Source organism: Halomonas sp. (assembly GCF_041689495.1).
Classification (GTDB): domain Bacteria; phylum Pseudomonadota; class Gammaproteobacteria; order Pseudomonadales; family Halomonadaceae; genus Halomonas.
Map to the genome: position 1 here is coordinate 1 of NZ_JBDNGD010000511.1, position 11,457 is coordinate 11,457.

Sequence of the window (11,457 nt, forward strand, 5' to 3'; positions counted from 1 at the left end):
AATTCCTGGCGAGTGGAGGGTTTCTCGCGGAAGGCACCGAGCATCACCGAGGAGGTCATGCTGGAATTCTGCTTCTCGACACCACGCATCATCATGCACAGATGACGCGCCTCTATCACTACCGCTACCCCGCTCGCCTCGGTCACCTGCGAAACGGCCTCGGCGATCTGGCGAGTCAGGTTCTCCTGGATCTGCATGCGTCGGGCATACATGTCGACGATGCGGGCGAACTTGGAAAGCCCCAGAACCCGACCCTTGGGCAGGTAGGCGATGTGACACTTGCCGATGAAGGGCAGCAGATGGTGTTCGCACATGGAGTAGAGCTCGATGTCCTTGACCAGAACCATCTCGTCGGTTTCCGACTCGAAGACCGCCCCATTGACGATCTCCTCGAGGGACTGATGGTAGCCACGATTGAGGAACTGCATGGCCTTGGCGGCCCGCATGGGCGTGTCGCGCAACCCTTCCCGTTCCGGGTTTTCTCCCAGTTGAGAAATGATCTGACGATAGTGTTGGGCGAGTTCATCGGTCATCGTGGGATTCCAGGGCGATAATTTGTACAAATCAAATACATATATAGCGATCTGTACAATAGTCGAGGCATTCTGAGATACAATTCTAGCCTACACCCGGTCGGCATGCAGGCCGAACAGTAACATCAAGTCGCGCCGGGGAGCCTCGGCTTCCCGGCTGTTGCTTTTCGGCAGCTATGGTAGAGTGACGGGAATACCGGTTAACCCGCTGTACCCCAACCCCAGGCATCCTCGAGAGTCCGACATGACCAAGCTCCCCCTTCGACTCCTGGCACCCTTCCTGCTGCTTCCCTCACTGGCGTTGGCCGAGACCCTCACGCTACCCGACGACGCCAGCGTGGAAGTCCAGGTCATCGAGGGCCTCCAGCTCGATCAGGACACCCCACGACAGGATGATATCGCGATGCGGCCTGTGGCCGACGGCAGTGGCTCCCACCAGTTGCCCACTTTCTGTGTGCTGATCGGAGATGCCATGATCGATGGCGAGCGGGTTCGCATTTCCACCAAGGCCTTGACCTGCATAGAGACCGACGACGGCGACAGCGAGATCTACAGCGGTGAAATCGCCGCCTCGGCCTATGGTGCCGACGGCAGCTACGGCATCGGCGCCTGTGAGGAAGGCCGTTGCGCCCTGGGCCCGGATAGCGGCTTCGAGTTGCGCCTCTCCAGCGCCTTGGCCATCGAGCAGCAGGACAACCCCTCGGCCCACATCAACGAGCAACGCCGCCAGGCGGATGGCACCGGCACCGGCATCGCCAATCCGGTTCCCGCCGATCGGCCCGAACCCGATCGGTAAGCCTCCAACACCGCGACTGGCGGCGCCTCGCTGTCATGCCAGCCAGGGCTTCGCCGCCAGCGCCAGCTTCTGTTGCTCCAGCATGCGCAGGTGACTGTCCCAATACCCCGCATCCGCGAGCCAGGGAAAGGCCAGCGGAAAGGCGGGATCCTCCCAGCGAGCCACCAGCCAGGCGCTATGACGCAACAATCGCAGCGTCCTCAGCGGCTCGACCAGCGACAGCTCCGAGCGGTCGAACTCCCGGTGCTGCTCATAGCCCTCGATGACCTCGGAAAGCTGCATCTGCCGCTCGGCATCCTGCTGGGCGGTAAACAGCATCCACAGGTCCTGCACGGCCGGTGCCATCAGGCAGTCATCGAAATCGACCAGGGCGAAGTGGTCGTCACGCCCGAGGATATTGCCGAGATGACAGTCGCCATGCACCCGCATCGACCGCTCGGGCGTCCAGGCATGGGAGGCCAGGCTCTCGTGGAGCTCGGCGGTGATCCGTTCATAGGCGCGCCGCTGACGCCGCTCCAGCCAGTGACTTCCCAGGACCCGATCACGTGCCTCGATCACCATCCCGTCCAGATTCAGGGTCGCGCGATGCACAAACCCCCTGCGCTCGCCCACCGCATGAATCGAACCGATCACGTCACCCAGGACGAAGAGATGGGCAGGATTCTCCAACTCAGGCGCCTGGCCCGGTAGCTGGGGAAAGAGCGCAAAGCGAAAGCCCTCGCCGCGATGCAGGCTGACACCCGCCTCATCGCGCCAGGGCGCGGCCACCGCGGCTCCCGCCTCTTCCAGCTCGGCCAGGAAATCATGTTCCTCCTGGATACACTCATCACTCCAGCGTTCGGGGCGATAGAACTTGACCACCCAACGACGACGGTCCTCGTCGTGAACCATGTAGACCCGGTTCTCGTAGCTGTTCAGGGTGAAGGGCTCTCCAGGCAGCCAGAAGCCCAGGGACTCCACCGCCGCCACTACCCGGGCGGGCGACAGGCTGGCAAAGGGATGTGGTCTGCGTTCCATGAGGACTCCGGATCATCGAGACACTCATGTTATCAGAGCGAGTCACGCGGCGTACGCGATATCGCCCAGGCCTCGATCTCCTCGGCACCGGCCTTCCGACAGGCGGTTGCCAGTGCGTCCAGGGTCGCGCCGGTGGTCATGACATCATCCAGCAGGACCACGCGGGAAGGCAGGGGGGATGGCACGCGAAAGGCACGCCGCAGGTTGGTGAAACGTGCCGCGCGGGCCAGGTCGCGCTGGCTCGGAGTATTGCGTAGCCGTTCGGCAGGGATCAAGGGGCGTTCCAGGTGCCTCGCCAGGCGTCGCGCCAGCCATTGCGCCTGATCGAATCCGCGTTCCCGGGCACGCCTTGGGTGCAGGGGCACCGCCACCACCGCCTCGGGCCAATCCCACGACGCTGCCGGCAAGCCGGCCAGCAAGAGTTCCAGGAGCACGGTACCGGCCCGCGGCGAGGCATGGAACTTGAAGCCCTGCATGAGGGCAGCGACCTCTTCGGTATAGCGCAGCGGGACACGCGCACGATCGAAGGCGGGCGGTGATTGCAGGCAATGCCCGCAGCGCCTGGCCCTGAGCTGTCCGGGCTGGGGTTCGGCACAGCGAGGACAGGCCGGCAGGTTCCAGGGCAGGGACGTAAAGCAGTCCTCACACCAAGGATACATTCTGCACCCCTCGTCAAGGCAGAAGGCGCAGCGACCCGGCAAGGCCTGGCGCAGCCGTTCGTCAACCCAACGCAACCAGGAAGTTGACAAGCGGACATAAGCCCTTAAGCTGTTCGTCAACCGCAATGATCCAATCAAGTTTACCACAAGCGAGTCTCCCCATGGCCTCAATGCCACGAACACCCAGCACCGATACCCAGACACTAGCCGGCCTGGGGAGCATTCGCCATGACTGGCGACTCGACGAGATCGAGGCCCTGTTCGCCCTGCCCTTCAATGACCTCCTCTTCCGTGCCCAGCAGGTTCACCGGGAACACTTCGATCCCAATGCCGTCCAGGTTTCCACCCTGCTCTCCATCAAGACCGGCGCCTGCCCCGAGGACTGCATGTACTGCCCCCAGTCCGGCCACTACAACACCGGCCTTGGCAAGGAAAAGCTCCTGGAGGTGGAGAAGGTGGTAGAACAGGCCAGGGCAGCGCTCGATGCCGGTGCCAGCCGTTTCTGCATGGGCGCTGCCTGGCGCAGCCCCCGGGACAGGGATCTGGAGTTGGTGCTGGAGATGGTCCGTCGGGTCAAGGCCCTGGGCCTGGAGACCTGCATGACCCTGGGCATGCTGGATACCGCCCAGGCACAACGCCTCTCCAATGCCGGTCTCGACTATTACAACCACAACCTGGATACCTCGCCGGACTACTACGGCAAGATCATCACCACCCGCACCTATGCCGATCGCCTGGATACCCTGGCCAGCGTGCGCGAGGCCGGCATGAAGGTCTGCGCCGGGGGGATCCTGGGCATGGGTGAGGCGCCGTCCGACCGTGCCGGCCTGCTCCAACAGTTGGCCAGGCTGGACCCACACCCGGAATCGGTCCCCATCAACATGCTGATCAAGATTCCCGGCACCCCGCTGGAAAACGTCGAGGATCTCGACCCCATCGAATTCATCCGAGCCATCGCCGTGGCCCGCCTGCTGATGCCGAAGAGCCATGTGCGACTCTCCGCCGGCCGCGAATCCATGAGCGAGTCCACCCAGGCACTGGCCTTCCACGCCGGGGCCAACTCCATCTTCTATGGCGACACTCTGCTGACCGCCGGCAATCCCGAGGTGGAACGTGACCAGGCCCTGTTCGCCAAGCTCGGCCTGCATCCCGAGACCCGCACCCACGACGTTCAGGACCAGGCCGACCTCGAGGCCGCCATGATGCGCCAGGCTGCGAAGCGGCCCGACGATCGGTATTACGACGCCACCCGGGTATAACTGGCCATGCAGGACGCCTGGACCCGACATCTGGCCGAGCGGGCCGACGCCTATCGCCACCGTGGGCTCTGGCGACAGCGCCGCACCCTGGACCCAGCGCTGATCGACTTCGCCGGCAACGACTACCTGGGCCTGGCCCGGGACCCGCGACTGGCCGAAGCCCAGGCGGAGGGGGCACGACGCTTCGGCGCCGGTGCCCGGGCCTCGCACCTGGTCAGCGGGCACCTGCCGGCACACCAGGCCCTGGAGGCGCGCCTCGCCGAACTGACCGGCCGGCCGCGGGCGCTGCTCTTCTCCACCGGCTACATGGCCAACCTGGGCAGCCTCCAGGCACTCTGCGACGACCGAACAGCAGTCTTCCAGGACCGACTCAACCATGCCTCGCTGCTGGACGGCGCCGTCCTGGCAAAGGCCCGCTCTCGCCGCTTCCACCATCGCGATCTCGGGGATCTCGAGCGCCTGCTCCGGCGCAGCTCCCGCGAGACCCGCAAGCTGGTGGTCAGCGACGGCGTCTTCAGCATGGACGGTGACCTGGCGGATGTGGCGGGGCTTGCCACGACCAGTGCCCGTCACGGCGCATGGCTGATGATCGACGACGCCCACGGACTGGGCGTGCTGGGCGCCCGGGGTGATGGCAGTGTGGGCCGCGTCCATGGCATGGATCAGGTTCCCATCCTGGTCGGCACCCTGGGCAAGGCGCTGGGGTCTGCCGGTGCCTTCGTGGCCGGCAGCCAGGCACTGATCGAGCACCTGATCCAGTTCGCCCGTCCCTACATTTATACCACCGCCCAGCCGCCCGGAGTGGCCGCCGCCACCCTGAAAGCCCTGGAGCTGCTTGAGACCGAACCCGAACGGCGCACGCACCTGGCGGCCCTGATCGCGCGTTTTCGCACCGAGGCCGCCATGCTCGGCTTGCCCCTTGCCGACTCCCCCACGTCGATCCAGCCGCTGATGTTGGGCGACAGCCAAGCGACCTTGCGCTGGGCCGAGCGCCTTCGAGAGCGTGGCCTGCTGGTCGGCGCCATCCGCGAGCCCACCGTGCCCCGCGGCCAGGCACGGTTGCGCATCACCCTGAGCGCAGCCCACGGCGAAGGCGACCTCGACGCCCTGCTCCAGGCACTGGCCGACCTCCAGGTAGAAGACAGTCGCCACCGCGAAGCGGTGACCCCATGAGTCATCTTATCCTGCTCTCCGGCTGGGGAATCGACGCCCGTATCTGGCAAACACTCGAAAGCCACTGGCCGGCCGGCATCGAGGTCAGCGCCCCGGACTGGCCCGGCTATGGCGGAAAACCTGCCCTGGAAGATCCCGGCGATATCGGGGAACTGGCCCGGGCGATGGCGGGAGATCTCCCCGCGGAGGCCGTCTGGGTGGGCTGGTCACTGGGCGGACTGCTGGCCACGGCACTGCTCGACCACCTGCCACACCCACGAGCCCTGGTGACGATCGGCATGGGGCCTCGCTTCTGCACCGAGGGCGGCATCTCCCGTCGAGAGCTTGCCGCCTTCCAGCGCGTCTTCGCCCGGGATCCCGAGGCCGTCCGACTGCACTTTCTGCGCTGGCAACTGCAGGGCGAACCCGCCCCACTCATCGCCCAGCGACAGCTGCTCGACCTGCTCGGGCCGACGCCCTCGGCGGACATCGCCACCCTCGCCGCCGGACTCGACCAGCTCGCCGAGCTCGACAACGGCAATCACCTGGCCGCGCCGCCCTGCCCCTTTTGGCGTCTCGCTGGCGAGCGGGATCGACTGCTCAGCCCCGCTCTGCGCCGGAGCGCCGACTACCGGCTGCGGGATGCCGGCCACTGCCCGATGCTGTCACGACCCGATGCCCTGGCCTGGCGACTCGCCGAAATTGTCCGACACGCGGTCGAACGCGACGACGACACGGCCACAATCGAGCGATGTTCACCATGAGCCTCTGCCCCGCCCGCCACCGGGAAGCCCAGGCAAGGGACTGGCAGCGCCGGGTGGCCCGAGCCTTCTCCCGGGCTGCCGACGGTTACCTCCAGCGCGCCGGTGCCCAGCAGGCCATGGGTGAGGCCCTCTGGGACCGGCTGCCCGAGCGAGCGTCGCGGGCCCTCGACCTGGGCTGTGGTCCAGGCCACTGGAGCACTCGGCTGGCCCAGCGATACGGCGCCGGTTGCAGGGTCACCGGCCTGGATCTCGCCCCTGGCATGCTCGAGGTGGCCAAGCGTCGCCATGGCGACCGCGTTCAATGGCTGTGCGCCGATGCCGCCGCCCTGCCGCTGCCCTTGCACAGCCAGGACCTGATCTTTTCGAACCTGGCCGTCCAGTGGTGTGCGGATCTCGAGACGGTGCTCAAGGAGCTTCGGCGCGTGCTGCGCCCCGGCGGCCGGGCGCTCATCACTACTCTGGCCCCCGGGACCCTGGCCGAGGTCGGCCACGCCTGGTCACGGCCAGGGCAACCGGCCGCGCTGCTCGATTTCCGCTCCCGGGACCGCCATTTGACGGCCGCCCAGCTGGCGGGGTTTTCCCGTTTCCGGGTAGAACCCGGCATCCGGCGATTCCATTACCCGGACCTCGCCGCGGTGATGGCCTCGATCAAGGGGATCGGCGCCCAGGTCAGCCGCCCCGGGGCCAGGCTCACCCGCGACGACCTGGCCAGGGCCGTGCGTCGCTTCGAAGCCTGGCGCGAGCCCGATGGTCTGCCCGTGACCTACCGACTGCTGACCCTGGACCTGGAGGCCTGATATGAGTGCCTTCTTCGTCACCGGCACCGATACCGACGCCGGCAAGACCCTGGTCACCAGCGGCCTGCTGGCCCTGGCACGCCGCCATGACCTGACCACCCTGGGCCTCAAGCCCGTGGCTGCCGGCTGCGAGGCGGCCGCCCTGGGTGACGGCACCACGGCGCTGCGTAACACCGACGCCCTGGCCCTGCAGGCCCAGAGCCGGCCGGCCATGTCCTACCAGGCGATCAATCCCTTCGCCTTCGCACCCGCCATCGCCCCCCACCTGGCCGCCCGCCGGGCCGGGGTCGCCCTCAGTCTGGAAGACCTGCTCCAGCAGATCCGCCCGCAGCTGGCCCTGGGTCGCGACCTCACCCTGATCGAGGGCGCCGGCGGCTGGCGGGTCCCCCTCAACGACACCCAGGACCTCTCGGCGCTCGCCGGAGATCTCGGGATGCCGGTGATCTTGGTGGTGGGGCTCAGGCTTGGCACCATCAGCCACGCCCGGCTCACCGCCGAGGCCATCGCCGCCGATGGCCAGCGGCTAGCCGCCTGGGTAGGCAACCTGCTTGCCCCGGCATTCGCCGCCGACGAGGGGCTCTACCGCGACAACCTGGTGACCCTGTCGGCCACCCTGCCCGCTCCCTGCCTGGGTGTGGTGCCGAGGCTGACCGCCGCTGGCCCCGAGGCGCTGGCCGAGGCCGCCGCCTACCATCTGGAACTGCCCGATGTCGATTGACTTGCCGAGGGCCGTCCGTACAATGTGGGCGTTTGCCCGTACGTGCGGATGTGGTGGAATTGGTAGACACGCCAGGTTTAGGTCCTGGTGCCTTCGGGCGTGGAGGTTCAAGTCCTCTCATCCGCACCATCTCGTTTTCCCTGACTCGACACCGATTCACCGACTTCCCTCGCGGAAGCGCGGCCATGTCCCGCGCCCGTCTTCTCATCTCCCTAGGTCCTTGTCTTCACGACTGATCCTTCACAACACGCCCGCCACTTCCCCGTTCCCACGGAGGCTTCCATGACGTCCCCCGTCTGGCACCCCTATGCCCATCTCAAGACCCAGCGCCCGGCCCCCAGGGTAATCGGCGGCGAGGGTCCGTCCTTCACCCTGGAGGGCGGCGAAACGCTGCTCGACGCCACCTGCTCCTGGTGGTGCATGATCCATGGCTATAGGCATCCTCGCCTTGTCCAGGCCATCCAGCAGCAGGCCGACGAGCTCTGCCATGTGATGCTCGGGGGCCTGACCCACGAGCCCGCCGACCGCCTGGCCCGGGCGCTGGTGCGTGTGACGCCCGAGGGCCTGAACCACGTCTTCTACTCCGACAGCGGCTCGGTGGGCATGGAGGTCGCCATGAAGATGGCCGTGCAGTTTCACTACCTGCGCAGCAAGCCCGGCAAGCATCGCCTGCTCTCGCTGATGAAGGCCTACCACGGCGACACCGCCGGCTGCATGGCGGTCTGCGACCCCGAGGAAGGCATGCACTCGCTGTTCGCCGGCTACCTGCCCCGCCACCACTTCGCCCCGGCCCCCACGGCGCCCTTCGATGCTGACGAGGCCGAGGCCCAACCCGATCTCGAGGCCCTGCGCGAGGTGCTGGAGTCCCACCACCAGGAGATCGCGGCGCTGCTGATGGAGCCGCTGCTGCAGGCCGCCGGCGGGCTCAACATGACCTCACCCCACTACCTCAGGGGCGCCCGTGCGCTCTGCGACGAGTTCGATGTGCTGCTGATCTTCGACGAGGTCGCCACCGGCTTCGGCCGCACGGGCAAGCTGTTCGCCGCCGACCATGCCGAGGTCACGCCGGACATCATGGTGCTCTCCAAGGGGCTCACCGGCGGCTATCTCGGCCATGCTGCGACCCTGGCCACCGATCGCGTGCATGACGCCTTCATCGGCGATAGCGAGATGCATGCCTTTATGCATGGGCCCACCTTCATGGGCAATCCACTGGCCTGCCGCGTGGCGCTCGAGAGCCTCGCGGTGTTCGAGGAGGAGGACTACCTGGGCCGCATCGCCGGGATCAACCGATTGTTGCGCGAGGCACTGCTCGATGACACCGAACTCTCCGCGCACCAGGCGGTGACGGACGTGCGGGTACTGGGCGCCACGGCGGTGATCGAGACCCGTGATGCCGCCGCCCTCGCCGGGGTGGCCGACTGGGCCCGCGAACAGGGGGTCTGGCTACGCCCCATCGGCCGCTGGCTATACACCATGCCAGCCTATATCACCGCCGAGGCCGAGATGCGACGCATCACCGACGTCATGAAGGGCTGGTTTCGCGAAGACCGGGGCGGATAGGATGAGGAAGGCGAAGGTGAACGTCACAACATCGGTGGATATGTGATCCACGACTGGGGACCGATCGATCCGCACTGGGTGGCCAAGCACGCCGAACGGCTGCGGCACAGCCTGGGCTACCCGACCCCATCATGAGCCGGCGAGTTCGGCGCGCCGCCTGGGCATCGAGCCCACCGACGACCCCGAGATCAAGCGTCCAGGTGATACCCCAGGGCATGCAGTTCCCCATGGACCCGATCCTTAGCCGCCGCCTCGCCAGGCGCCACATCACAGACGTCACCCGGTAGCGCCAGGACGCCGACCCTCTCGTGCTCCACCACCAGCGTCTCGCCACAGCGCCCACAGGCCAGGCGACGCTCCTGATCGGACACGTCACGCGCGACGATCTCTTCCAGCCCCATGCCGAACTGCAAGGTGTCGAGGGGCCAGAAACTGAAGCCCTCGCCTCGGCAATCTCGCCCCAGGGCCAGTGGCGTGCCGCACAGCATCAGGGTGACCGCCCCGCACCGGCATTCGCCATGGTAGTAGGGTCCATTGCTCATCTGCCATACCTCCGGATAAGTGAAGCGCCAGTGTGCACAGGACAGCGTCCTCCTACCAAGGGCTGCCATTCAGTGGCAATTGACAGCTTCCAAGATAGAAGGGATGGTAAACGGATGAGCATGGATACACATGAATCCGTCCGCCATGACGATGACACTTCGGCTGAGCTCGCAGCGCAGCTGGACGCAGCAATCGCCCGGCTTGCCGCCGCCAATGCCATCGAGGAGGTATCGCCGGTATTCGAGGTGCTCGAACCGGCCCGGGCACTAATGGTCGATGCCGGGGGGCTGGAGCTACTCTACGCCCGTGTGCCGGCGCTCGAGGCCGCCGGGTTCTTCCGTGGCAGTGACTGGGATTATCCTCAGACCCTGGTGCCTTCGCTCGCCGTCCGTACCATGCGTCATGGCGACCCGGTCGCCACCCTGGTCGAAAGCCTGAGCCAGATTCGCCTGCTGGCTGTTGCCAAGGGCGACTATTCGCACCCTTCGGTCTCGGCGGAGCACGCTCATCACTTTCTCGCTCAGGTGATGGCCATGAACCTCGATCTGGTGGTCGGCGACCTGAACGAAAGCGATCGGCTGCGACCCGACAGGCTCGGCTACGCCGTCCAGAACCTGTATCACTACCTCCTGCAACACCTGGGCTACGAGAATCTTCTCGAGCACCTGGTGGCCGAGGTCTGGCGGATTCTCGAGCAACGCCCGGTACAGGTGGATGGCGTCAAGCACATGGTGACCCAGATCGCCGCCTGCCTGAACTCGCCGGACACCAGCGTGGGAGAGGCCGGGGAGGATGCCCGTAAACTCGTCAATGCCGTCTTCGGTCCCACCGACGGCTGCCGCGAAGACCCCGGCTTCGATGTCTACGCCGAGCGGCTCGCCGCCATGGACGATGCGACGCTGCTGCAGGAAGCTATCGGCTTCGCGCAGGCGATGCACAGCACCGGCCTGGTCTCGCCCTACATGCCGGGCTTCATCCGTTACCTGCGGACCCGATGGAACGAACTGATCCCCACGGCACTGGGCCTGAGCCATACGGGGGCAGACGCCTTCCACTGCTACCCGACCTGATCCATACGCTGATCGATGAAGCCCTCTTTGCCGAAACCAGCCAGGCGGCCTACGGCCTCGCCATGATGCTCGAACGAGGCGTCCTTTACTCGCCTCCGGTAGCACCGTCGTTGTGGCGCCAGTTACGGCTGTCGTTGTGCGATGCCGCAGCAGAGAAGACCGTGGCCGTCTTTGGCAGCCATCGCTCTCCGGAATGCTTCCTGCTGGCTGACGTCCTCAATGTGCTCGGCCGACCACTGGGTGTAGGTCAGGGCAATTACCCAACCTGCCAGTCCACGCACGCCCTGTCCATGTGGGCCTACAACATGCCGGCGGACCTGCTCCGCATCGTCGCCTGGGCGGCGCGAGACGACGAGATCGTGATGCGCTTCGAGGGTCATAACATTTCCTCCCGCGAGCTCGGCGCCGGCCTGGCAGCCGAGCCACCCGTGGATGTGGACGCTGTCTCCCTGCTCACCGTCCACCGGCGGGCTGAAGGACTTCGAGGGCTTCATCCGAGACTTCTGCGCGGCCTATCATCCCTACTACAACGGCAACATTCCGGTCATCAACCCGCAACCGGCGGGTATTGCCGTCACCGACAGTG

13 protein-coding genes, 1 tRNA gene and 1 pseudogene are annotated in these 11,457 nt (G+C 66.3%); 10 read left to right on the top strand and 5 right to left on the bottom strand.

The genetic code is table 11. The features are described from left to right. Positions 1 to 533: GTP cyclohydrolase I FolE (gene folE / locus ACESMD_RS15145; protein WP_372614604.1), on the bottom strand; the 533-nt coding region annotated here is incomplete at its 3' end. A 244-nt stretch (positions 534 to 777) separates the two neighbouring features. Between folE and ACESMD_RS15150 the strand changes: the two genes are divergently transcribed. Continuing rightward, the gene (locus ACESMD_RS15150) at positions 778 to 1,329 is read left to right on the top strand and encodes a hypothetical protein (RefSeq protein ID WP_372614606.1); all 552 of its coding nucleotides are present in this window, start codon (positions 778 to 780) and stop codon (positions 1,327 to 1,329) included. Positions 1,330 to 1,362: 33 nt separating this feature from the next. Here ACESMD_RS15150 and ACESMD_RS15155 read toward each other — a convergent pair whose 3' ends face one another. Both ACESMD_RS15155 and ACESMD_RS15160 read right to left on the bottom strand, forming a co-directional pair. After that, positions 1,363 to 2,346: a serine/threonine protein kinase gene (locus ACESMD_RS15155; protein WP_372614608.1), complete on the bottom strand. Its 984-nt coding sequence runs from the start codon at positions 2,344 to 2,346 to the stop codon at positions 1,363 to 1,365. A gap of 32 nt (positions 2,347 to 2,378) precedes the next feature. After that, positions 2,379 to 3,005, bottom strand: coding sequence for a ComF family protein (locus ACESMD_RS15160; protein WP_372614610.1), 627 nt, complete (start codon positions 3,003 to 3,005; stop codon positions 2,379 to 2,381). A gap of 170 nt (positions 3,006 to 3,175) precedes the next feature. On the opposite strand from ACESMD_RS15160, the gene bioB reads away from it, so the two are divergent. The 8 genes and pseudogenes from bioB to ACESMD_RS15200 form a co-directional block, all read left to right on the top strand. Continuing rightward, positions 3,176 to 4,264 (top strand): biotin synthase BioB, encoded by a 1,089-nt coding sequence (bioB, locus tag ACESMD_RS15165; RefSeq protein ID WP_372614628.1) that lies wholly within the window; start codon positions 3,176 to 3,178, stop codon positions 4,262 to 4,264. A 6-nt stretch (positions 4,265 to 4,270) separates the two neighbouring features. Continuing rightward, on the top strand, positions 4,271 to 5,437 hold the full coding sequence (gene bioF / locus ACESMD_RS15170) for an 8-amino-7-oxononanoate synthase (RefSeq protein ID WP_372614612.1): 1,167 nt from the start codon (positions 4,271 to 4,273) through the stop codon (positions 5,435 to 5,437). Then, on the top strand, positions 5,434 to 6,180 hold the full coding sequence (locus ACESMD_RS15175) for an alpha/beta fold hydrolase (protein WP_372614614.1): 747 nt from the start codon (positions 5,434 to 5,436) through the stop codon (positions 6,178 to 6,180). Before bioF ends, ACESMD_RS15175 begins: the two co-directional genes overlap by 4 nt. After that, a complete protein-coding gene (locus ACESMD_RS15180; protein ID WP_372614616.1) occupies positions 6,177 to 6,977 on the top strand; it encodes a malonyl-ACP O-methyltransferase in 801 nt (266 codons plus the stop codon). The genes ACESMD_RS15175 and ACESMD_RS15180 overlap by 4 nt, the downstream gene beginning before the upstream one ends. A gap of 1 nt (position 6,978) precedes the next feature. Beyond that, positions 6,979 to 7,695, top strand: coding sequence for a dethiobiotin synthase (gene bioD / locus ACESMD_RS15185; protein ID WP_372614618.1), 717 nt, complete (start codon positions 6,979 to 6,981; stop codon positions 7,693 to 7,695). A gap of 44 nt (positions 7,696 to 7,739) precedes the next feature. Continuing rightward, positions 7,740 to 7,824: transfer RNA gene (locus tag ACESMD_RS15190), tRNA-Leu, on the top strand. A gap of 153 nt (positions 7,825 to 7,977) precedes the next feature. Continuing rightward, a complete protein-coding gene (bioA, locus tag ACESMD_RS15195) occupies positions 7,978 to 9,258 on the top strand; it encodes an adenosylmethionine--8-amino-7-oxononanoate transaminase (RefSeq protein WP_372614620.1) in 1,281 nt (426 codons plus the stop codon). A 21-nt stretch (positions 9,259 to 9,279) separates the two neighbouring features. Then, positions 9,280 to 9,393, top strand: a pseudogene (locus ACESMD_RS15200) (helix-turn-helix domain-containing protein); the annotation flags it as partial. Between the two features lie 53 nt (positions 9,394 to 9,446). On the opposite strand, the gene ACESMD_RS15205 reads toward ACESMD_RS15200, so the two are convergent. Then, positions 9,447 to 9,800 (bottom strand): hypothetical protein, encoded by a 354-nt coding sequence (locus ACESMD_RS15205; protein WP_372614622.1) that lies wholly within the window; start codon positions 9,798 to 9,800, stop codon positions 9,447 to 9,449. A 114-nt stretch (positions 9,801 to 9,914) separates the two neighbouring features. Here ACESMD_RS15205 and ACESMD_RS15210 point away from each other — a divergent pair, with 114 nt between their 5' ends. Next, positions 9,915 to 10,871, top strand: a complete 957-nt coding sequence (locus tag ACESMD_RS15210) for a hypothetical protein (RefSeq protein WP_372614624.1) — start codon at positions 9,915 to 9,917, stop codon at positions 10,869 to 10,871. 122 nt (positions 10,872 to 10,993) lie between these two features. On the opposite strand, the gene ACESMD_RS15215 is transcribed toward ACESMD_RS15210, so the two are convergent. Next, complete coding sequence (locus ACESMD_RS15215) at positions 10,994 to 11,251, bottom strand: hypothetical protein (RefSeq protein ID WP_372614626.1); 258 nt, start codon at positions 11,249 to 11,251, stop codon at positions 10,994 to 10,996. Between the last annotated feature and the right edge of the window lie 206 nt (positions 11,252 to 11,457).

Bases quoted from the DNA above. Each gene is read 5' to 3' on its own strand.
- ACESMD_RS15150 (WP_372614606.1), top strand. From the start codon at position 778: ATGACCAAGCTCCCCCTTCGACTCCTGGCACCCTTCCTGCTGCTTCCC.
- ACESMD_RS15155 (WP_372614608.1), bottom strand. From the start codon at position 2,346: ATGGAACGCAGACCACATCCCTTTGCCAGCCTGTCGCCCGCCCGGGTA.
- ACESMD_RS15160 (WP_372614610.1), bottom strand. From the start codon at position 3,005: ATGTATCCTTGGTGTGAGGACTGCTTTACGTCCCTGCCCTGGAACCTG.
- bioB (WP_372614628.1), top strand. From the start codon at position 3,176: ATGCCACGAACACCCAGCACCGATACCCAGACACTAGCCGGCCTGGGG.
- bioF (WP_372614612.1), top strand. From the start codon at position 4,271: ATGCAGGACGCCTGGACCCGACATCTGGCCGAGCGGGCCGACGCCTAT.
- ACESMD_RS15175 (WP_372614614.1), top strand. From the start codon at position 5,434: ATGAGTCATCTTATCCTGCTCTCCGGCTGGGGAATCGACGCCCGTATC.
- ACESMD_RS15180 (WP_372614616.1), top strand. From the start codon at position 6,177: ATGAGCCTCTGCCCCGCCCGCCACCGGGAAGCCCAGGCAAGGGACTGG.
- bioD (WP_372614618.1), top strand. From the start codon at position 6,979: ATGAGTGCCTTCTTCGTCACCGGCACCGATACCGACGCCGGCAAGACC.
- bioA (WP_372614620.1), top strand. From the start codon at position 7,978: ATGACGTCCCCCGTCTGGCACCCCTATGCCCATCTCAAGACCCAGCGC.
- ACESMD_RS15205 (WP_372614622.1), bottom strand. From the start codon at position 9,800: ATGAGCAATGGACCCTACTACCATGGCGAATGCCGGTGCGGGGCGGTC.
- ACESMD_RS15210 (WP_372614624.1), top strand. From the start codon at position 9,915: ATGAGCATGGATACACATGAATCCGTCCGCCATGACGATGACACTTCG.
- ACESMD_RS15215 (WP_372614626.1), bottom strand. From the start codon at position 11,251: ATGACCCTCGAAGCGCATCACGATCTCGTCGTCTCGCGCCGCCCAGGC.